25 protein-coding genes are annotated in these 19397 nt (G+C 46.2%); 20 read left to right on the forward strand and 5 right to left on the reverse strand.

Annotation, left to right across the window (positions count from 1 at the left end):
* Positions 1-12: 12 nt before the first annotated feature.
* From azlC to M1D90_RS07975, 4 genes are all read left to right on the forward strand, one after another.
* Positions 13-777, forward strand: a complete 765-nt coding sequence (gene azlC, locus M1D90_RS07960; RefSeq protein WP_128822592.1) for an azaleucine resistance protein AzlC — start codon at positions 13-15, stop codon at positions 775-777.
* Positions 774-1106, forward strand: a complete 333-nt coding sequence (locus M1D90_RS07965; protein WP_128822590.1) for a branched-chain amino acid transporter permease — start codon at positions 774-776, stop codon at positions 1104-1106. The genes azlC and M1D90_RS07965 overlap by 4 nt, the downstream gene beginning before the upstream one ends.
* A 42-nt stretch (positions 1107-1148) precedes the next feature.
* Positions 1149-1280 carry a hypothetical protein gene (locus tag M1D90_RS07970; RefSeq protein WP_256860378.1) on the forward strand — a complete coding sequence of 44 codons (132 nt, stop codon included), beginning with the start codon at positions 1149-1151 and terminating at the stop codon, positions 1278-1280.
* A 365-nt stretch (positions 1281-1645) separates the two neighbouring features.
* Entirely contained in the window at positions 1646-1720 is a 75-nt protein-coding gene (locus M1D90_RS07975) for a hypothetical protein (RefSeq protein ID WP_429673934.1), read from the forward strand.
* A 109-nt stretch (positions 1721-1829) separates the two neighbouring features.
* On the opposite strand, the gene sigK is transcribed toward M1D90_RS07975, so the two are convergent.
* Complete coding sequence (sigK, locus tag M1D90_RS07980; RefSeq protein WP_003183729.1) at positions 1830-2555, reverse strand: RNA polymerase sporulation sigma factor SigK; 726 nt, start codon at positions 2553-2555, stop codon at positions 1830-1832.
* 272 nt (positions 2556-2827) lie between these two features.
* Between sigK and M1D90_RS07985 the strand changes: the two genes are divergently transcribed.
* A complete protein-coding gene (locus M1D90_RS07985; protein ID WP_023855265.1) occupies positions 2828-3007 on the forward strand; it encodes a hypothetical protein in 180 nt (59 codons plus the stop codon).
* Between the two features lie 76 nt (positions 3008-3083).
* Here the strand turns inward: M1D90_RS07985 and M1D90_RS07990 are convergent, their stop codons facing one another.
* Together M1D90_RS07990 and fdhF are read right to left on the reverse strand one after the other, a co-directional pair.
* The gene (locus M1D90_RS07990; protein WP_023855264.1) at positions 3084-3563 is read right to left on the reverse strand and encodes a DUF1641 domain-containing protein; all 480 of its coding nucleotides are present in this window, start codon (positions 3561-3563) and stop codon (positions 3084-3086) included.
* A gap of 21 nt (positions 3564-3584) precedes the next feature.
* Positions 3585-6524, reverse strand: a complete 2940-nt coding sequence (gene fdhF, locus M1D90_RS07995) for a formate dehydrogenase subunit alpha (RefSeq protein ID WP_456283329.1) — start codon at positions 6522-6524, stop codon at positions 3585-3587.
* A gap of 307 nt (positions 6525-6831) precedes the next feature.
* On the opposite strand from fdhF, the gene M1D90_RS08000 reads away from it, so the two are divergent.
* The 4 genes from M1D90_RS08000 to M1D90_RS08015 all read left to right on the forward strand — a co-directional run bounded on the left by M1D90_RS08000 (position 6832) and on the right by M1D90_RS08015 (position 9105).
* Positions 6832-7203 (forward strand): DUF2294 domain-containing protein, encoded by a 372-nt coding sequence (locus M1D90_RS08000; RefSeq protein ID WP_025811122.1) that lies wholly within the window; start codon positions 6832-6834, stop codon positions 7201-7203.
* A gap of 31 nt (positions 7204-7234) precedes the next feature.
* Positions 7235-7996, forward strand: coding sequence for a GNAT family N-acetyltransferase (locus tag M1D90_RS08005; protein ID WP_128822587.1), 762 nt, complete (start codon positions 7235-7237; stop codon positions 7994-7996).
* 144 nt (positions 7997-8140) lie between these two features.
* A complete protein-coding gene (locus M1D90_RS08010) occupies positions 8141-8872 on the forward strand; it encodes an SGNH/GDSL hydrolase family protein (RefSeq protein WP_020452283.1) in 732 nt (243 codons plus the stop codon).
* A gap of 77 nt (positions 8873-8949) precedes the next feature.
* Entirely contained in the window at positions 8950-9105 is a 156-nt protein-coding gene (locus tag M1D90_RS08015; protein WP_023855260.1) for a hypothetical protein, read from the forward strand.
* Positions 9106-9219: 114 nt separating this feature from the next.
* Here M1D90_RS08015 and sda read toward each other — a convergent pair whose 3' ends face one another.
* On the reverse strand, positions 9220-9360 hold the full coding sequence (sda, locus tag M1D90_RS08020; RefSeq protein WP_003183713.1) for a sporulation histidine kinase inhibitor Sda: 141 nt from the start codon (positions 9358-9360) through the stop codon (positions 9220-9222).
* 368 nt (positions 9361-9728) lie between these two features.
* Between sda and M1D90_RS08025 the strand changes: the two genes are divergently transcribed.
* Genes M1D90_RS08025 through M1D90_RS08060 form a run of 8 tightly spaced genes read left to right on the forward strand, consistent with a single transcriptional unit; the run spans position 9729 to position 14754 of the window.
* Positions 9729-10247: a YqeG family HAD IIIA-type phosphatase gene (locus M1D90_RS08025; protein ID WP_020452282.1), complete on the forward strand. Its 519-nt coding sequence runs from the start codon at positions 9729-9731 to the stop codon at positions 10245-10247.
* 3 nt (positions 10248-10250) lie between these two features.
* Positions 10251-11351 carry a ribosome biogenesis GTPase YqeH gene (yqeH, locus tag M1D90_RS08030; RefSeq protein ID WP_020452281.1) on the forward strand — a complete coding sequence of 367 codons (1101 nt, stop codon included), beginning with the start codon at positions 10251-10253 and terminating at the stop codon, positions 11349-11351.
* A gap of 19 nt (positions 11352-11370) precedes the next feature.
* Positions 11371-12207: a shikimate dehydrogenase gene (gene aroE, locus M1D90_RS08035; protein WP_020452280.1), complete on the forward strand. Its 837-nt coding sequence runs from the start codon at positions 11371-11373 to the stop codon at positions 12205-12207.
* A complete protein-coding gene (yhbY, locus tag M1D90_RS08040; protein WP_003183704.1) occupies positions 12201-12491 on the forward strand; it encodes a ribosome assembly RNA-binding protein YhbY in 291 nt (96 codons plus the stop codon). Before aroE ends, yhbY begins: the two co-directional genes overlap by 7 nt.
* Positions 12492-12509: 18 nt before the next feature.
* A complete protein-coding gene (locus tag M1D90_RS08045) occupies positions 12510-13079 on the forward strand; it encodes a nicotinate-nucleotide adenylyltransferase (protein WP_025811125.1) in 570 nt (189 codons plus the stop codon).
* Positions 13069-13632, forward strand: a complete 564-nt coding sequence (gene yqeK, locus M1D90_RS08050; RefSeq protein ID WP_025811126.1) for a bis(5'-nucleosyl)-tetraphosphatase (symmetrical) YqeK — start codon at positions 13069-13071, stop codon at positions 13630-13632. The genes M1D90_RS08045 and yqeK overlap by 11 nt, the downstream gene beginning before the upstream one ends.
* Before the next feature lie 13 nt (positions 13633-13645).
* Complete coding sequence (rsfS, locus tag M1D90_RS08055; RefSeq protein ID WP_023855256.1) at positions 13646-14002, forward strand: ribosome silencing factor; 357 nt, start codon at positions 13646-13648, stop codon at positions 14000-14002.
* Positions 13999-14754 (forward strand): class I SAM-dependent DNA methyltransferase, encoded by a 756-nt coding sequence (locus M1D90_RS08060; RefSeq protein ID WP_023855255.1) that lies wholly within the window; start codon positions 13999-14001, stop codon positions 14752-14754. The genes rsfS and M1D90_RS08060 overlap by 4 nt, the downstream gene beginning before the upstream one ends.
* A 70-nt stretch (positions 14755-14824) precedes the next feature.
* Here the strand turns inward: M1D90_RS08060 and comER are convergent, their stop codons facing one another.
* A complete protein-coding gene (gene comER / locus M1D90_RS08065) occupies positions 14825-15646 on the reverse strand; it encodes a late competence protein ComER (protein ID WP_025811127.1) in 822 nt (273 codons plus the stop codon).
* An 82-nt stretch (positions 15647-15728) separates the two neighbouring features.
* Between comER and M1D90_RS08070 the strand changes: the two genes are divergently transcribed.
* The 3 genes from M1D90_RS08070 (at position 15729) to M1D90_RS08080 (ending at position 19388) form a co-directional block, all read left to right on the forward strand.
* Positions 15729-16358 (forward strand): helix-hairpin-helix domain-containing protein, encoded by a 630-nt coding sequence (locus M1D90_RS08070; protein ID WP_026579269.1) that lies wholly within the window; start codon positions 15729-15731, stop codon positions 16356-16358.
* A 68-nt stretch (positions 16359-16426) separates the two neighbouring features.
* A complete protein-coding gene (locus M1D90_RS08075; RefSeq protein WP_026579270.1) occupies positions 16427-16996 on the forward strand; it encodes a ComE operon protein 2 in 570 nt (189 codons plus the stop codon).
* Positions 16997-17000: 4 nt separating this feature from the next.
* Positions 17001-19388 (forward strand): DNA internalization-related competence protein ComEC/Rec2, encoded by a 2388-nt coding sequence (locus M1D90_RS08080; protein WP_026579271.1) that lies wholly within the window; start codon positions 17001-17003, stop codon positions 19386-19388.
* Positions 19389-19397 lie beyond the last annotated feature (9 nt).

Raw genomic sequence — 19397 nt, forward strand, 5'->3', positions numbered from 1 at the left:
GAGGTTATGGATTTGAATGAGAACAAGGATTCGTTAAATTTAAATTCTCTTAGGACATACAATCAAGTGAATAAAAGAATTCAAATATGGGCTGCATTTCGTGCGGCTTTTCCGCATACGGTTCCTATTTTGGCGGGTTTTGTATTTTTGGGGATTGCCTATGGGATTTATATGAATTCATTAGGGTTCAGCGCCATTTATCCAATCATCATGAGCTTTGCCATTTTTGCAGGGTCAATGGAGTTTGTCGCAGCCAATTTTTTGCTTGTGGCGTTCAACCCGATGAATGCTCTTTTTTTAACGTTAATGGTGAACGCACGCCATTTGTTTTATGGCATTTCTATGCTGGATAAGTATAGGGGAACCGGGAAGAAAAAGCTTTATCTGATTTACGGGATGTGTGATGAGTCTTTTTCTATCAATTGTACAGTTGATATTCCGAAGAATGTGGACAAGGGCTGGTTTATGTTCTTTGTAACACTGCTTAATCATTCTTATTGGGTGATAGGGGCAGCGATTGGCGGCATTTTTGGCTCTCTTGTCAAGTTCAACACAGAGGGGCTCGATTTTGTGATGACGGCTCTTTTTGTTGTGATTTTCATTGAACAGTGGATCAAAGAGAAACGGCACTTCAGCAATCTTGCAGGACTTGGACTTTCAGCAGTCAGCCTTATGATTTTTGGCGGAAGCAACTTCATTATTCCTGCGATGCTTGCTATTTTGGGGACGCTTACCGCTTTTAGAAAACCATTGGAGAAAGTTGAGGTTGCCCGATGACAATGAGTGTAACGCAGCAAATCATCACGATTGCCATAGTCGTGTTAGGCACAATGCTGACAAGGTTTCTTCCATTTATGGTTTTCCCATCGGGTAAACCAACACCGAAGTATGTGCAGTATCTCGGTAAAGTACTGCCATCGGCAGTGTTAGGACTTTTGGTGATCTATTGTTTTAAGGATGTGAGCCTGCTTTCTGGCAGTCACGGGTTCCCTGAGCTTATTGCAGTAGGTGTAGTTGCACTGCTTCACTTCTGGAAGAAAAATATGCTCCTCTCCATAGCGGGAGGAACCGTTGTATATATGATTTTGGTGCAATTGGTTTTTTGATCATACTGATTTTTGGATTTTTGAAAAGCAAAGGGGCGGGGAATGGTGAAAAAGAAAATTGACGAGTCTCAAATCTATGAACAATACCGTGAACAAATTTATAAACAAGTAGAGAATGATCCGTATGCACAGTCGTTAGGAAGATGCCTGATCAAAGAGAAGCTTTGCGTATGAGGTTAGTAGAATTAGATAAACTTGAAATGTCAATACTTCTCTCGTTCTGATCAGTACGAGAGAAGATCTATGCACGTTTAAGAGAACCTGAGTAAAGGGAAGAAGAATCCATCTTTATTTGAGGTCGTTGAACTAACAGCAAATGATGTAAAGAAATGCAACCAAAAAATGTAATATTAAACGCATCGAACACCCAATCAATAAGGCAGGTGAGAAAAAAGGCGACCGGGCAGAGTTGAATCAGAGGCCTTGCATGAAGCAGCATTATATATATTAAAGCAGCAGGAAAAGCCGATTAGAAGTATCAATCTACAAAAAAGATTGAAAAGAAAACGGGGAGACAAATCTCTAATATGACGGTATTTATGGATCAATTAATGAAAAAAAATCCAGAGATAAGAAAACCTCATAGAGGACGATATATTTTGGTGAGGACTTAAAAAATGGAGCGCTTGTAATACTGGGGGAATATAATTTTCATAAATTTCTACCTTTTTGAGGACCTAGTGAAAGAAATAGAAGCCGGAATTTTGGCCGGCTTCTACAGCGTTATTTCCCCTTCGCTTTTTTTCGCTTCTCCTTCTCCGCCCGATAAAACTCATGAAACATCTTCATCAGCGCGCGCTTCTCAATCCGCGACACATAGCTCCGCGAAATCCCAAGCTCCTTCGCGATTTCGCGCTGCGTTTTTTCTTTCTTCAAATCAAGGCCAAATCTGCCGACGATGACTTCCTTTTCCCGTCCGTCCAGAATGTCGATGTATTTTTTGACTTTTTCAAGCTCCATGTTGAGCTGGATGGTGTCAATGACGTCTTCGTTTTCCGATTTGAGGACATCGATGAGGCTGATTTCGTTGCCTTCTTTGTCCTGGCCGATCGGGTCATGGAGGGAGACGTCTTTTTTCGTTTTTTTCAATGCGCGCAAATGCATGAGAATCTCGTTTTCTATACACCGTGCCGCATAAGTGGCGAGCTTTGTTCCTTTTCCGGCTGAATAGCTTTCGATCGCTTTGATCAGCCCGATCGTTCCGATGGAAATCAGGTCTTCTGCATCTTCGCCTGTGTTTTCGAATTTTTTGACGATGTGGGCGACCAGCCGGAGGTTATGCTCGATCAGCATGTTTCTCGCGTGTTCATCCCCCTGGGCCATCAGCTCCAAGTACTTTTTTTCGTCACTGCTTGACAGCGGCTGTGGAAAGGCATTGTTTTTCACATATGATACTAAAAAAACGAGTTCCTTGATGACATAACCGAGCGCTGCAAAAACACCTGTCATTATCGGCACCTCCACATAATGTATGTAGGCAGAAGCCTATATGTAAATGTATGTGGGAGGGGGGATGTCTGTGTCTGTACGCGGCAAAATTGCCGGACTGCCAAATATTCCGGCGTTCTGTTCGGCATGCAGCCGCTTGTTTTCGCAACCGCTTCCATTTTTTAATCGTTTACAAAAGTTAACAATAGCGGGATAATAAAGGCAAGGAGGTGAGGGTGCCGGACGGTTCACCATAGGGTAAACGCTATCAATCAGTTAGTCCGGTGCGGCAGATGAAAAACAAACGTCTGTTCATACTTTCGTTGATTGTGCTGAGCGTGGTCATGATCGGGGTTCAGGAAACCTTCCCAAATCTGCTGACGACAGGGTTAATGACTGTCGTTATTGCGGTGGCAGTTTTTAATATTTTAAAAGAATCGCTGAATAAAAAAGATGAAACACACAGCAAATGAGGCGGTAGAAAGCGACGGTGCTTCTATCGCCAATAGGAAAAACCGGCTCAAAGTGGTGAGCCGGTTTTCTTATTTGTCAGTCTTTCAATGCTTTTCCCATGCCTTTTAAAAATTGCAGGCCGAAGCCGACGGCTCGGTTGATGTCAGGGTCGTTCATGGCTTTCAGCAGATCGAGGACCCCGGTTTTTTTATCGCTTTTTAAAAAGTCTTCTCCTTGTTTTGTGCCGGCGACGATGCTTTCTAGCAGTTTCCCCATGACTTCCGGTTCGGCTTTGGAGAGAGCGCCGCCTGCCGCAATGGCTGTATTCATCAGGTTTTTGGCCGGCTCTTTAGACAGCTGGCCGAGGACGATTTTGGCGATATCTTCCTTTGCGCCGATCATGCTGTCTGCGGCATCAAGGACCCCGAGGCCGTTCAGTTCGCCGAGAAGCTTCATCGTTTTTGAAACGGCGGCTTCCTGTTCAGCCAAAAGGGTTTTGAGTTCTTCTAATTTTTCAAGCTTCATTTGCTCCTCAGATTTGTCTTCTTTGCGGATGGCGGTGATGGGAGCTGCCATGTGTGATGACCTCCTTTTGATTTAGTCTGTTAAATGAACGTATCCCGGTCGCTTCCATTTCCGCTCGACTTCAGCTCCGTTTTGCGGATGGCGTTTCTTATTGCGCGGATTTGTTTTCGGAAGCGGCGGTTCTGCGCATCCGCCGAGCACTTCCATACGCACCTTTGTCTGCTTGTAAGCAGGTGTATTGGTACGCGCATCTACTGCGGGGCCGGTCAAGAAATTGATCGCAGATTCTTTATCTGTCGAGTTCATCGGCAAATACAACTCGTTCGCTCTAACCCGGTCTGTCACAAGCGCGGTTAATTTTACGGCGCCAAACGGCGAGATCAGTCTGACCTGCGATCCGTCGCAGATGCCCCTGTCTTTGGCAAGCTCAGGCGAGACTTCAACAAAGACGTCCGGCACTTTCGCCTGGATGCCTGCCGATTTGTTCGTCATATTTCCTTCGTGAAAATGCTCCAGCATTCGGCCGTTGTTAATGTGAAGGTCGTATTCTTCAGGGAATTCGGCCGGCTCTGTCCAGTCTGCGAGGGCAAAGCGCGCTTTCCGGTCAGGGAAGTTAAAGCCGTCTTCATATAAAAGAGGCGTGCTTTCTCCGGTCAGGCTGCCCCACAGGAAGCTGTTCCATCCTTCAATTGCGTCATAATCGGCCTTTGCGAACAGCGGTGACAGGCTTGCCATTTCTGAAAAAATATCTCCCGGGTGGCTGTAATGCCAGTCAGCTCCAAGCCGGTTTGCGATGTCTTGAATGATGACCCAGTCCGGCTTTGCGTCTTCGAGCGGCGAAAGGGCCTGATACAATCGCTGGACGCGTCTTTCCGTGTTTGTAAAAGTTCCTTCTTTTTCAAGCGAAGCTGACGCAGGGAGAACAACGTCGGCGTATTGGGCTGTTTTCGAAAGGAACATATCCTGAACCACAAGGAAATCAAGGCTTGATAAAATGTCATGGACCCGGTTTGCGTTTGAATCGACTAAAGCCATATCTTCTCCGACGATATACATGGCTTTCATTTTGCCTTCTTCAACGGCGTGAAGCATTTCGATGTTGTCAAGTCCGGGTTTCTCGTTGATTGTTGTGCCGTAAGCTTTTTCGAACTTTTTCCGCGCTTTGTCATCTGTAATGTGCTGATATCCCGGAAGCCAGCCGGGGAGCGTCCCCATGTCGCATGCGCCCTGGACATTGTTATGGCCGCGGAGCGGGTACGCCCCAGCGCCCGGGCGGCGGTAATTACCGGTAGCTAAAAGCAGGTTTGAAATCGCGGCGGACGTGTCGGAACCGCCTGTGTTTTGGGTGACTCCCATTCCCCAGAGGATGCACGTACCGTCGGCGTCGCGGATCATCTCAGCGATTTGGATCAGCGTCTGTTGATTGATGCCTGTGATTTTTTCTGCATATTCAAGGGTGTATGTCTCAAGCGATTGCTTATATTCTTCAAAGAAATTGACGTTTTCATTGATAAACGCTTGATCGTGCCAGCCTTGGTCAATCATATACTTGGTCACGGCCATCAGCCATACTTGATCAGTTCCTTGCCGCGGTCTGATAAACAGATCCGAGCGTTCGGCCATTTCGTTTTTGCGAAGGTCAGCGACGATCAGCTTTTGTCCGTGAAGCTTATGGGCGCGCTTCACACGGGTTGCCAGTACCGGGTGGCCTTCGGCCGGGTTGGCGCCGACGATGATGACGAGGCCTGCTTTCGCGATGTCTTGAATGGTGCCAGCATCGCCGCCCATGCCGACTGTGCGGAACAATCCGTCCGTTGCCGGAGACTGGCAGTACCGCGAGCAGTTGTCGACATTGTTCGTGCCAAATACTTGCCGCGCCAGCTTTTGCATCAAGTAGTTTTCTTCATTCGTAATTTTTGAAGACGAAATAAACCCGACGGCGTCTTTTCCGCTCTGCTCCCGAATTGAGCCTAATCTGCGGGCGACGTAGTCAAGCGCTTCTTCCCAAGTTGATTCGACAAATTCGTCATTTTTGCGGATCAGCGGTTTGGTCAAACGCTCTTCCGCATTTACGAAATCCCATCCGAATTTCCCTTTCACACACGTCGAAATGGCGTTGACGGGAGCTTCTGACACCGGCTGAATTTTTAAGATGTCACGGCCTTTTGTCCATACTTCATATGAACAGCCGACACCGCAAAATGTACAGACGGTCTTTGTCTTTTTGATCCGCTGTGAACGCATCGCCGCCTCGACTTCTGAAACGGCAAAGATGCTGCTGTATCCCGGCTCTACATCTTTGACAAGGTCGATCATCGGCTCCATGACATCCGGTTTGATGCCTGTCATGAACCCGGCTTTTCCAAGCATCGATTTTTCCATTAACGCATTGCACGGACAAACCGTGACACACTGCCCGCAGCTGACACATGATGACTCGTTGATTGAAACGCCTTCATCCCAGATCACCCGCGGACGGTCACGCTCCCAGTCAATTGAGAGCGTCTCATTGACCTGCAGGTTTTGGCACACTTCAACACATTGTCCGCATGCGATGCACTGATTCGGATCATAGCGGTAAAAGGGATGCGACATATCGACTGCGCAAGACGGGTCTTCTTTTGGCGTGTAAGGGTATTTCTGCTCTTCGATTCCCATCATTTCTGCCGTATTATGTAGCGTACAGTTGCCGTTGTTGTTGTCGCATACCGTACAATAAAGCAAATGGTTTTCGAGCAGGCGGTCCATTGCTTCTTTTTGTGCTGCTTTGACCCGTTCTCCAGACAGGCTGACCGTCATTCCGTCTTCTGCCCGCAGGGAGCATGCCCGCTTTAATTTTCCGTCTGCTTCCACAATACAGGTATCACACGTTTGAATAGGATCCGTCTCTGGAACATGGCATATTTGAGGGTGTTCAAACCCGTTTTTGTTCAATATGTCTAAAACGGTTGCCCCGGCCGCTGCTTTAATTTCTTTGCCGTCTATCCGGACACTGATTGGCTTTCCGTCCATCTTTATTCCCCTCCATCATCTTTTCAAAATCAAAAAAGCCATGTACATATATACCGAATCCTGGCGTGGAAAGCGGTATAAACATACATGGCGGAATAGTTTACTAGCAAAGCTTACTAACAGACCAATCCTATATTGTCAGAATTCGATAGATTCATAACACGACGGTATTACAAATCCATCAGCCCGGCTTTTATTATAAAGTGATATTGATTATAATTCAATAGAATAGGAAAATTTTAACCAAGTGAAATGTCTAAGGGGACATCGAGACAGATGGAAGGTTTAAACGGAAGGGGTATGCATGATGTCTAAAAAAATCCACGAATTCAACGATATGATCCGCAAGCTTCGAAAAGAGCTGTTTGGCAAGGGGCCTGAACGGATTCACACGGTCTTTGTCGACAATATGGCAGTTTCGACGCTTTACGGCAATTTGACGGCGAGCGAGCAATTTATCGCAAGCACGTCGGAGGGAAGGGAAATGGTCCATGCCGCAAGGACGACCCTGATTCAGAAACACTACTCCAATCACGTGCCGGAAGGAATGGAGCAGCTCATCGGAGCGAAGCTCGAGCACCTTTTTACAGACATCAAAATTCAGGAGGATATTGCGGTGTCTGTTTTTATCTTTGACCGCAATATTGAATACGGCACCGAATCAGCCAGCGGGGCTTGACGATCGGTCTCAAGTTCGAGGGGGAGTCATGATGATTGAACTGAAATCGAGTGAAAAACGAAAAGCAAAGGTTTTGTTAACAGACGAAAGTCCGACATTCGCGCATGCGATAGCCGAAGGAATTATCGAAGGAAACGTTTATGTCGATGATTTCTTCACACCGGCCACTGTTCTTTTTCGAACAGCTGCCGGGATTTATTATGTCGCTGGAGATATCCCCGACAGCGGAAGGAGCGAATGGCTTCATTATTTGAATGAACAGAGGAACGGAGCGCGCTTTACCGTGTTTTCGGCTTCTGAGGAGTGGGACGCCTTTTTAATCGGGGGGCTTGGCGATCCTCTGCAGCAAATGGAGCGCGTGTCATTTTTCCTTGGAAAAGAGGAATATGTTCGCAGTGCCGCATTTGCCGGTGTTGAAAGATTTTCTGAAGATGACTTTCGAAAAAGCGCGAATTTCACGGAAAAATACGCGATTGAGTATTGGGGAGGGCCAGGCCGTTTTTTGAAGAACGGTTTCGGATTTAAAGTGTCGCATGAAGGTGTGATCGCCAGTGAATGTGTCACCATTTTTTGTTCGGAACGCTTTGCCGAAGTTGATATCGTAACACACCCGGATTACAGGGGACGTGGGTTTGCAGCCCGCTGTGCCGGCGCCTTTATCGCGTATGCAATAGAGAACCGCTTGAAACCGCGCTGGGATTGCGACCGGCAAAACGTTGCATCGATTCGCCTCGCTGAAAAATTAGGCTTTCGACCTGTCAAAACATATTCATTGTTTGTCGGAAAACCGTGAACCAATACGAATGTTTTTAAACAGGGGGGACAGGTTAAATGCATAGTAAGGACTAAACGCTTGCAGGATGGCAGAGATTTCTCCCATTGAAAGTGCAGCTTCTCTCCTATATGATCGTAGTATTGGCTTTTGGAGGTGGAACGAATGAAAAAAAGCTTGGTGATGGTCCTCATCTTTCTGCTTCTGCTTGCAGGCTGCGGAGAGGACGATCCCAGAAAAGTCGTAGCATTTGGAGACAGCAATACACGCGGCTCAAATTGGCAATTTCGCGATTATCCAAAAGCGGAAAAATGGGTCAATTTACTTCAGACTTCCCTTCAAGGGCAGTACAAAATAAATAATGCGGGAATAGGCGGAGAAACGACAGAAGACGCCAGGCTTCGGTTCAGGAAGGATGTGCTGGATGAGCAGCCGGCATATCTTTTTATCATGTTCGGAACAAATGATGCAGCAATTCTTGCGAAAGGGCTGCCGCGCGTATCCAAAAAAAGGTTTAAAGAAAACCTCTATTATTTTGTTAAAGAAAGCCGCCGCCGCGGAATAGAGCCGATATTAATGACGTGCCTGCCGATCGTCGAAGGAAGCGGGGACAACATCTTTTATTATGCAAGATACCGGGCTGCTTCGTTTGAAAAATATGGAGGAGCGCGCAAATGGCACGATTCCTATAATGATGTCACAAGGGAAACGGCGCGTGAACTTGATGTTCCGCTGATCGACAACTGGAAAAACATCGTGAAAAAAGCAGGCGGAGCTACAGATGAGAAGCTGATCCATTCGGGGTTTATCGACCCATCGGGAAATCACTTAACCCCAAAAGGCGCGCGAATTATTTTTGAAGGAATTAATGAAAGTAAAGTTATAAAAACTTCTTGATTTAAGTAAAAGGCCTAGCCATTTCTCCTTTTTCTTCATAGGCTGTTACTATAACAGTCTAAAGGAGGAATGATGCGATGGGATATCCTTTTCCCGCTGGTCCGTGTTCGTACCCGGCTTATCCCGGATATGCAGGCGCCGCATACGGATATGCGTTCGTTGTCGTCCTTTTAGTCGTCCTGCTCGTCATCGGCGGGTTCTACTGGCTTAGTCCTCACGGATTCTTCAAATAGCACCTCTTTTAGAGAGGTGTTTTTTCATGAAAAACAGTAGTAAGCGTATTATTCAAGTGATATAATATCAACCTAAGTGAAAAAAAGCGGCAAGAGCGCTCGGGAGTGCTTGAGCTATGAAGAGACGGAAAGCAGATGACCGAGCGACCTTCTTTTGATTTCGGTTTCAATCAGCTCGATGAATTCGCGGTTCAAATTCATCTCATTTGCTTTAATGTATGATTCTATTAAAAGTTCATCAGACAGCTTTTTCATACTCGGTACCCATTTAATGGGGAAGCCACCTCCTCATAAAAATTGGAATAACCTGTTTGGAATAAGCATAAAATGTTAAGTTATATGATCTTTGTTTGAAGTACCTATAATCTATCATGAATATTGGGCGAGAACAATCGTTCTGTTATCCACACCAAAAAGTGGATAACTTGTGGGTATCATGTTTATAATTTAATAAAAGGTCGATGAAATATGAGTGGATACTGTGTGTAATTTTATCCACACCTGTTGAAGAATCCTATTATATGTCGAAAACTTTTCGGACAGCCGATTTTTTAAGACACTTTTAGATTTGTTTCGACACATTGAAAAAAGAAGCAGTAATTGAAAGGAAAGGGTGCGGCTTTGTGTTAAAAAAGTTCTTTTTGCCGGATGAATTTGTAAAAAATATTTTTCATATTACCCCTGAAAAACTAAAAGAGCGCAATGTAAAAGGGATTATTACGGATTTGGACAACACGCTTGTAGAATGGGACAGGCCTAGTGCGACACCGCGTCTCATCGAGTGGTTTGAAGAGATGAAAGAGCACGGCATTAAAGTGACAATTGTCTCAAATAATAATGAAAAACGCGTTAAAATATTTTCTGAACCGCTTAATATCCCGTTTATTTACAAAGCGAAAAAGCCGATGGGCAGAGCTTTCAGAAAAGCCGTCAAAAATATGGGTCTTAAAAAAGAAGACGTCGTTGTCATAGGAGATCAGCTCATGACAGATGTGCTGGGAGGGAACCGCAATGGGTTCCATACCATTCTTGTCGTGCCTGTGGCTGCTTCCGACGGCTTTTTTACGCGTTTCAACCGCCAGGTGGAACGCAGAATTCTCAGCGCTTTAAAACGGAAAGGCCATATTCAGTGGGAGGATTAAAGAATGGAAAAGGTAGTTTGTATCGGATGCGGAGTCGCCATTCAAACCGAAGATAAAAATAAACTGGGCTACGCGCCTGAAGCATCGCTGTTAAAAGATAATGTCATCTGCCAGCGCTGCTTCAGATTGAAAAATTATAACGAAATTCAGGATGTTTCACTGACGGACGATGACTTTTTGAAAATCCTGCACGGCATCGGGGAAACGGATTCGCTTATCGTGAAAATCGTCGACATCTTTGATTTCAACGGAAGCTGGATCAACGGCTTAAACCGCTTTGTCGGAGGCAATCCGATCTTATTAATAGGAAACAAAGCAGACATTCTCCCTAAATCAGTCAAGCGCGAGCGCCTTGTAAACTGGATGAAGCGCGAAGCGAAAGAGCTGGGCTTAAGGCCTGTTGATGTGCTGCTCGTCAGCGCCGGGCGCGGGCAGGGGATGAAAGATGCGATCGACGCGATCGAACATTACAGACAGGGCAAAGACGTATATGTCGTCGGGTGTACGAACGTAGGAAAATCAACGTTTATCAATCGGATTATTAAAGAGGTTTCCGGAGAGGGCGACATCATTACGACATCTCAATATCCGGGGACAACGCTTGACGCGATTGAAATTCCTCTGGATGACGGATCGGCGATGTATGATACGCCGGGAATCATCAACCATCATCAAATGGCGCACTATGTCGCGAAACGCGATCTGAAAATATTAACGCCGAAGAAGGAGCTAAAGCCCCGCACCTTTCAGCTGAACGAAGAACAGACGCTGTTTTTCGGCGCATTGTCGCGGTTTGATTATGCAAGCGGAGGCAGATCTTCGTTTGTATGCTATATGCCGAATGAACTCAACATCCACAGAACAAAGCTTGAAAACGCGGATCAGCTGTATGAAAAACACGCTGGGGAAATGCTTGCTCCCCCTGCAAAAGAAGATCTTGACTCGTTTCCGGAGCTTGTTAAACATACGTTTACGATTAAAGAGCCGAAAACGGACGTTGTGTTCTCGGGCCTCGGCTGGGTAACTGTCCAAGAGGCGAACCAAAAAATTGTTGCCCACGCGCCTAAAGGCGTTCACGTGTTTTTACGCAGATCTCTAATATAAGTGCTAAGGGGAGAGAGTTATGAAACCGATGTACGGACTGATTGGCAATCCGGTGGCTCATTCCATGTCTCCGGACATCCATAATGCGGCTTTGGAGGATCTTTCTTTAGAAGGACATTATCACGCTTTTCGCGTGGAAAACGAAGATCTTGAAGATGCTGTGAAAGGTATGCGGGCCCTTGGTATTCAAGGGTTTAATGTGACGGTCCCCCATAAAGTATCGATCATGAAGCATCTCGACCGCATTGATGAAAGCGCCGAAGCTCTCGGGGCGGTCAACACTGTCAGAAGAGAAAAAGAAGGGCTGGTCGGATATAATACAGATGGAGCAGGATTTCTTAAATCGCTGAAGCCATCCCTTGATCGTCCGCTTTCTGAGCTCTCGATACTGTTGATTGGGGCAGGCGGTGCGGCGAGGGCGATATTTACCACTCTGGCAGCTGAGATGCCGAAGCAGCTGGACGTGGCGAATCGTACACCTGAAAAGGCACTAGCATTCACTAAGCGTTTTGAAGGAGAGGCACGTGCTTTGTCGTTGCAGGAAGCAGAAGCAGACTTGTCAGCATATGATATCGTGATTCAAACGACGTCGGTCGGGATGCACCCGAACATCGAAGCTGCCCCGCTTTCATTGGCGAATGCGAAAGAAACGTGCCTTGTATGCGATATTATCTACAATCCGCTGAAAACGGCCCTGCTGCAGGAGGCTGAAGCAAAAGGCTTGAAAACATTGGACGGAGTCGGCATGTTCATCGGCCAGGCAGCCCTTGCTTTTGAGCTGTGGACCGGACATGAGCCGAATATGGAAAAAATGAAATCAATTGTGTTGCAGCAACTAGGAGGAAAATCATGCTAACAGGAAAACAAAAACGATATTTGCGCCGGGAAGCGCATCATCTGTCACCGATTTTTCAAGTCGGTAAAGGCGGAGTCAACGAAAACATGGTCAAACAAATCAGTGAAGCGCTTGAAGCCAGGGAATTAATCAAGGTGAGCGTGCTGCAAAACTGCGAGCAGCCTAAAGAGGAAGTAGCCGAAGCGCTGGCGGGCGGAGCACGCGCCGAACTGGTGCAGACGATCGGAAACATTATCGTGCTGTATAAGGAGTCGAAAGAAAATAAAAAAATTGAGCTTCCTTAACGCTTAAAGGTGGTAATCATGAGGAAAATCGGGATTTTTGGAGGGACATTTGATCCTCCGCACAACGGGCATTTATTAATGGCAAATGAAGTCCTGTATAAACTGGATCTTGATGAAATTTGGTTCATGCCCAACCAAATTCCGCCGCATAAACAAAAAAACTCGTTTTCGCTAAGTATGCACAGGGCGGAAATGCTGAAGCTCGCCATATCGGGGAAAGAGCAATTTAAATTGGAGACGATCGAACTCGAAAGGGAAGGCCCTTCTTATACATTTGATACCGTTCGCCTGCTGAAAGACCGATATCCAAACGATAAGTTTTACTTTATTATCGGCGCGGATATGGTGGAATACCTCCCGAAATGGTCAAACATTGACAAGCTTGTCAACATGATTCAATTTGTCGGGGTGAAACGGCCCGGCTTTCAAATTGAGACGCCGTATCCGCTCGTTTTTGTCGATGTGCCTATTTTTGAAGTATCATCATCTTTACTTAGGGACCGCATTAAAAATCAGCAGCCGACAGATTATTTAATCCCTGACGAAGTGAAGGTCTATGTGAAGGAGAATCATCTATATGAAACGTGAGGAAGCCTTAGCCTGCGTGCAAGAACAGCTGACAGAACAGCGCTACATCCATACGGTCGGCGTAATGGAGACGGCTGTCAAACTTGCCGAACGGTTTGGCGCAGATGTGAAAAAAGCCGAAATCGCCGCGATATTTCATGACTATGCCAAATTTCGCCCGAAAGAGGAAATGAAACAAATCATCCTCAACGGGGGCGGGCCGCTTGAAGTGCTCGATTTTCATCATGAACTTTGGCATGCGCCGGCAGGAGCCGCGCTTGTCAAAACAGAGGTTGGAATTACGGATGAAGACATCCTGTCAGCCATTCGATTCCATACATCTGGGAGGCCGAATATGACGCTTCTTGAGAAAGTGATTTATGTAGCGGATTATATCGAGCCGGGCCGCCGTTTTCCAGGGGTTGAAGAGGTTCGGACTCTCGCTGAAGAAGATTTGGATTTGGCGCTTATCGAGGCGTTGAAAAATACGATGACATTTTTAATTTCAAAAAATCAGGCCGTTTATCCGGAAACGGTCGCCACATATAATGCTTTAGTAAACGATAGACACTAGGAGGAATTACTGAATGGATCAAGCTTCAATTTTAAAAATTGCCGCAGAGGCCTGCGATGATAAACGGGCGGAAGATATGATCGCCTTGAATATGCAGGGGATTTCCCTTGTGGCTGATTATTTTCTGATTTGCCACGGGAATTCTGACAAACAGGTTCAGGCCATTGCCCGGGAAATTAAGGATCAAGCTGAAGAAAATGGAATCAATGTGAAGAAAATGGAGGGCTTTGACGAAGCCAGATGGGTTTTGATCGATTTGGGCGATGTCGTTGTCCACGTTTTCCACAAAGAGGAACGAGGCTATTACAACCTTGAAAAGCTGTGGGGAGACGCGCCGACTGAAGACCTTTCATTCGGAGTTAATGAATGATTTATAAAGGATTTTCCGGTATTTATGACAAGCTGATGTCTCACGCTCCTTACGATGAGTGGGTCAGCTGGATTGAAAAAACGATCGGTGCACAGCAGAAAGAACGTATACGGATACTTGATCTGGCGTGCGGAACGGGTGAAATATCGGTCCGCTTGGCTGAAAAAGGCTACGATGTCACAGGAATCGATATTAGCGAAGATATGCTTGCACAGGCTCAGTACAAAGCAGCCGTTCGGCAGCTCGATATTCAGTTCTTTCAGCAGGATATGCGCGAGCTTGCCGGGCATGGGCAAGAGTTTGACGCGGTTGTGATCTGCTGTGACTCGCTGAATTATCTAAAGAGCGAAAAAGACGTTTTCAATACTTTTAAAAACGTTTTTTCTCTATTAAAAGAAGGCGGGCTTCTTCTGTTTGATGTTCATTCCATTTACAAAATGGATGTCATTTTTCCGGGAAGTACGTATGCCGATCAGGATGAAGAAGTCAGCGTCATTTGGCAAAGCTATGCGGGGGATGAGCCTCATTCAGCTGTTCACGATTTGACCTTCTTCGTAGAAAGCGGAGGCGTATACGAAAGGTTTGATGAATCGCATGAACAGCGGACTTTCCAGACGGAAAAGTATATCAGCTTATTGCGGCAAGCCGGATTTGAGGTGCAGTGCGTGACTGCCGATTTTTCAAAATTGGAGCCTGGCGCAGAGTCGGAACGTCATTTTTATACAGCGAAAAAAACAAAAACCATCGTTTAATCGTAACGATGGTTTTTCATAATGTATTTTTCCTTTGTTGAAAATCTCAGCGCGTTCGTGAAACAATGAATCAAACGGAAAATTGCTTCTTGACTAGAGCGATATCTTCTTCATACTTCAAATGGGTGTTCCGGAACATCTGGCGGAACATATCCTGAACGCCGCTTTCCAGCGCCTTAATTCCCTCACCGGTTACACCGCCTTTAACGCACACCTTTTCCTGCAGGGCGGGCAATGTGTAATGCCCTGTTTCGAGCAGCCTTCCCAAACCAACCAGCATTTCTGTCGTCATTAAAATCGCGTCTTCTTTTGAGACGGAGGTTTCTTCTACAGCGGCCTGAATAAACTCCTGAACCAAATAACTGACAAAGGCGGGGCCGCAGCTGACAATGTCTGAGGCGACCCTCGTAATCCCGCTTTCGATTTCAAGAGGGATTGAGATCTTGCTCACTAAAGCCGTCAATTTTTCTTTTGCCTCAGCTGTGCAGCTTTCTCCGAAAGTCAATAATGACACGCCAGACAACGCTCTGTTCGTAATGCTCGGGATCACCCTTGCCGCCTGGCAGGAGACGATGGCTTCCAGCTGTTCGACCTGCACCGGACTCGTAATGGTGACCACAATCTGATCGCGGGTGAAGACGGGTGAGAGCCGCTTTAGCAAAGGATAAATATCCAGCGGCTTTACACAGATAAACACGGCATCACTTTCCGTGATCACTTCTTCCGGCCGTTCTGCAACCTGAATGTCTGGGAATCGTTTTTTTATGTTTAACGCTTTGTCGATCGTTCGGTTAGTAATTGTTAAAGATGAGGGAATGACCGCTCTAGATTCAATCAACGCCTCAATTAAAATGGTCCCCATATTTCCTGTCCCGATAAAGCCGATATTCAATCGTTCTCCCCTCCTTTGAACCTGTATCTTTTAAACGATATGAAGGCTTCAGTCAAAATATGTATGAAAGCAGGTGAGCAGTTTGACAGATTGGCTAAAACAATATAAATGGCATGCGGCGGGAGGTGTGGCACTCGTCTTGATCATCAGCGCTGCCTTCATGCTGTTAAGCGGAAAGCGTGAAACTTCATCCGGCTTCTCCATTCCTGAAGAGGCTTCTGCACAGACTTTTGACAAGAAAGAGGAAGTGAAGCGGGAAAAAAACGCGGGGGAAGAGGAGGTTATCATCGATTTGAAAGGCGCTGTGAAAAATCCGGGCGTCTATCAAATGAAGGAGGGAGACAGGGTGCACGATGCATTGAAAAAAGCAGGCGGCACCGAGAAAAAAGCGGACCAAAAGCAAATTAATCTGGCAGCCGTTTTGCGGGACGGTATGGTTCTTTACATTCCATTTGAAGGGGAAGAGGCCGCTGGCTCTCTTTCGGAAGCGGACTCAAGAGCAGACGGCAGCTCAGGTGATATCGTCAATATCAATACGGCTTCCTCTGCGGAGCTTCAAACGATTCCCGGGATCGGTCCTTCAAAAGCGGAAGCGGTAATCGAATACCGCGAGGAGAACGGAATGTTTCAGACGATTGAAGACATAACAAACGTTTCGGGAATTGGAGAGAAGTCTTTTGAAAGAATAAAATCTTCCATCACGGTAAAGTAAATTGACGTTTGCGGATAAACATATGTAAACTTAGGGAAGTCGACATCGTATTTTTGGAGGGAAAACAAGTGGAACGGATTTCTTGGGATCAATATTTTATGGCGCAAAGCCATTTGCTGGCGCTTCGCAGCACGTGTACAAGGCTTGCTGTAGGAGCGACGATTGTCAGGGATAAACGAATTATCGCAGGAGGCTACAACGGATCGATCGCCGGAGGTGTTCACTGTGTGGATGAAGGCTGCTATATGGTGGACGGGCATTGCATCAGAACGATTCACGCCGAGATGAACGCGATACTTCAGTGTGCAAAATTCGGCGTTCCGACCGAAGGCGCTGAAATATATGTCACGCATTTTCCGTGCATTCAATGCTGTAAATCGATCATTCAGGCAGGTATTAAAACGATATACTATGCGAAAGATTACAAAAACCATCCTTACGCGGTTGAACTTTTCGATCAGGCTTCTGTTAAAGTGGAGCAGGTAGAGCTCGATGAGATGATTATCGACTTGAAAAACCAGGAAAAGTTATCGTTTGTGGCAGATCTGATCAAACAGCTGGCTGATAAAGGCCTTGAGGAAGAGGAAATCAGGAAAATACACGCAGAGGCTAACAAACTGTTTACAAGCTACGTGTAATCCAATGGACAGACATCGCATCTTCCCGTGCGGAGCGATTTCAGCGGCAGCCGGAATCGCCTCCGCTCACTCTTCTCTTTATCTCTTCCTCGCCGTCGGTTTTTTTCTGTTCTTTATCCTCTGTTTCTTCAAGAAACAAATACTCCTTTTCATCATATGTGCAGCGATTTGTATTTTATATTTCACCTCTTTTAACATGATTGACCATTTCAATACAACGATTTATCATGAAGGCAAATTTCACACGTTTGCTTCTGTTCGGGATATCCCCATAATAGACGGAGACCGGCTTTCATTCACAGCCGAAACAGATAAGGGGGAAGCTTTGAAAGCGGGCTATACGATCCGGTCTCCGCAAGAAAAACGGGCGCTCTCCGCTCTTCAGCCGGGAAGCCTCTGTGTCATGCAAGGTGAATTAAGAGCGCCGAAAAAAGAGACGGTTCCTGGAACTTTTGATCAAAAAGAATCCTTGTATCAAAAAGGGATTCACTGGATATTTGCGGTTCAGTCCATTGAAAACTGCAAGCCGGGCGGCGGTCTTATGCCATTTCTATTGAACATCCGAAAAGCGGGCCTTGATTTTACAGAAGAAAATATGGCTAATCCGGCTGCCGGTATTGTAAGAGCGCTTACTTTCGGGGACCGGTTTCTCATTGAACAAGATGTGCTGGACGGCTATCAGCGTCTCGGGATCATTCACCTTTTAGCGATTTCCGGGCTTCATGTCGGTCTGTTGTCGGCCGCTCTGTTCCACGTATTTATTCGCTTCGGTTTGACGAGAGAATGCGCCAAATGGCTGCTCGTTTTCGGGCTGCCCGTTGCGGCAGTTTTGACCGGAGGCGCCCCGTCGGTAGTGAGGGCGGTTCTCATGTCTGAAATCTATCTGCTGGCATCACTGTCCAATAAGAACTTCAAAAGCGCCGATGTGATCAGCATCGCCTGCCTCGGACTGCTGTTGTATCATCCTTATCTGCTATTTCAAGCCGGATTTCAGCTTTCTTTTGCCGTATCCTTCGTTTTCATTCTTTCAAAAGAAATATTGATCAAGCCGAAAAGCCGAATCTCTCAACTGCTATTGGGGTCATTTTTGGCTCAGCTCGCTTCCCTTCCGATCCTGCTCATTCATTTTCAAGAGTTTTCATTTCTCAGCACAGTGATGAATCTGCTTTTCATACCTCTCTATATTTTTATCATCATGCCGCTGTCTTTCGGAAGTCTGTTGGCTTTCATATGTTTTCGTCCTCTCGGGGAGGCGGCAGCCTGTGTGCTGGACCATCTGCTTGTGTGGAGCCATCAGGCTGTTAAATCGGTGTCTGCCGTGGATATTTTCGTTTTTTCTGCGGTTAAACCGCCGGATATTTTGTTGTTTTTCTACTTCTCAGCTATTTTTCTGTTTTTGCTGTTTCTTGAAAAAGAGATGTCGTTTCGTGCGGTCATGATTTCGTCCGGCTTCCTTGCCGCTGTGTTTGCTATTCACGTATGTCTTCCTCAATTTGCAGGAGAAGGAGAGGTCACAATGCTTGATATCGGCCAAGGTGACAGCATGTATGTCAGCGCTCCCGGTCAGAATGGCACCGTCTTCATTGATACGGGAGGAACCGTATCCTTCCGGAAAGAGCAGTGGAGAAAGCGGAAAAAGGATTTTTCCCTGGGAGAGAGCGTATTAATGCCATTTCTGGCATCCAAAGGAGTCAAGAAGCTCGATGCTTTAATTTTGACTCATGCTGATCAGGATCATATTGGTGAAGCTCAAGTGCTGATCCAAAAACATAAAGTCAAGCAATTGATCGTGCCGAAAGGCTTCGCAGCCGAACCGTCTGATGAAAAGCTGCTTCGCCTTGCCTTGAAAGAAGGCGTCAAGGTGCATGTAGCCAAAAGAGGTGACATCCTTCATATTGGCAATCTTGAATTTTATGTTCTTTCACCGAAAGAGGCGGACAAAAACAGCAAAAACAACGGTTCCCTCGTGTTGTGGCTGAAAGCTGGCGAATTTTCGTGGCTGTTAACGGGCGATTTGGAGAAGGAAGGTGAAAATGAGATGATGAAAGTGTATCCGAATCTTAAAGCGGATATTCTGAAAGTCGGTCACCATGGAAGCAAAGGTTCTACGGGGGAAGATCTGATTAAGCAAATTGAGCCGAAAGCAGCCATCATTTCGGCGGGAGAGCACAACCGCTACGGCCATCCCCACGGGGAAGTGCTGGATATCTTAAACCGCCACCATGTGAAAGTATTCAGAACGGATCAGCACGGTTCGATTCAGTACCTATTTCGAGGCGGAAACGGAACGTTTTTACTTCATCCCCCATATGATAAAGTACATTCCTCGCAAGAAAAAAAGACTGCTGAAAAACAGCAGCCGTCAAAAAGCCGCTTGCCTGACGGAGAGTAAAGCGGTGTC

The sequence above is a fragment of the Bacillus sp. JZ34 genome (assembly GCF_053903205.1).

Bases quoted from the DNA above. Each gene is read 5' to 3' on its own strand.
- M1D90_RS07965 (WP_128822590.1), top strand. From the start codon at position 774: ATGACAATGAGTGTAACGCAGCAAATCATCACGATTGCCATAGTCGTG.
- M1D90_RS07970 (WP_256860378.1), top strand. From the start codon at position 1,149: ATGGTGAAAAAGAAAATTGACGAGTCTCAAATCTATGAACAATACCGT.
- sigK (WP_003183729.1), bottom strand. From the start codon at position 2,555: ATGACAGGTGTTTTTGCAGCGCTCGGTTATGTCATCAAGGAACTCGTT.
- M1D90_RS07985 (WP_023855265.1), top strand. From the start codon at position 2,828: ATGAAAAACAAACGTCTGTTCATACTTTCGTTGATTGTGCTGAGCGTG.
- M1D90_RS07990 (WP_023855264.1), bottom strand. From the start codon at position 3,563: ATGGCAGCTCCCATCACCGCCATCCGCAAAGAAGACAAATCTGAGGAG.
- fdhF (WP_456283329.1), bottom strand. From the start codon at position 6,524: ATGGACGGAAAGCCAATCAGTGTCCGGATAGACGGCAAAGAAATTAAA.
- M1D90_RS08000 (WP_025811122.1), top strand. From the start codon at position 6,832: ATGTCTAAAAAAATCCACGAATTCAACGATATGATCCGCAAGCTTCGA.
- M1D90_RS08005 (WP_128822587.1), top strand. From the start codon at position 7,235: ATGATTGAACTGAAATCGAGTGAAAAACGAAAAGCAAAGGTTTTGTTA.
- M1D90_RS08010 (WP_020452283.1), top strand. From the start codon at position 8,141: ATGAAAAAAAGCTTGGTGATGGTCCTCATCTTTCTGCTTCTGCTTGCA.
- M1D90_RS08015 (WP_023855260.1), top strand. From the start codon at position 8,950: ATGGGATATCCTTTTCCCGCTGGTCCGTGTTCGTACCCGGCTTATCCC.
- sda (WP_003183713.1), bottom strand. From the start codon at position 9,360: ATGAAAAAGCTGTCTGATGAACTTTTAATAGAATCATACATTAAAGCA.
- yqeH (WP_020452281.1), top strand. From the start codon at position 10,251: ATGGAAAAGGTAGTTTGTATCGGATGCGGAGTCGCCATTCAAACCGAA.
- aroE (WP_020452280.1), top strand. From the start codon at position 11,371: ATGAAACCGATGTACGGACTGATTGGCAATCCGGTGGCTCATTCCATG.
- yhbY (WP_003183704.1), top strand. From the start codon at position 12,201: ATGCTAACAGGAAAACAAAAACGATATTTGCGCCGGGAAGCGCATCAT.
- M1D90_RS08045 (WP_025811125.1), top strand. From the start codon at position 12,510: ATGAGGAAAATCGGGATTTTTGGAGGGACATTTGATCCTCCGCACAAC.
- yqeK (WP_025811126.1), top strand. From the start codon at position 13,069: ATGAAACGTGAGGAAGCCTTAGCCTGCGTGCAAGAACAGCTGACAGAA.
- rsfS (WP_023855256.1), top strand. From the start codon at position 13,646: ATGGATCAAGCTTCAATTTTAAAAATTGCCGCAGAGGCCTGCGATGAT.
- M1D90_RS08060 (WP_023855255.1), top strand. From the start codon at position 13,999: ATGATTTATAAAGGATTTTCCGGTATTTATGACAAGCTGATGTCTCAC.
- M1D90_RS08080 (WP_026579271.1), top strand. From the start codon at position 17,001: ATGGACAGACATCGCATCTTCCCGTGCGGAGCGATTTCAGCGGCAGCC.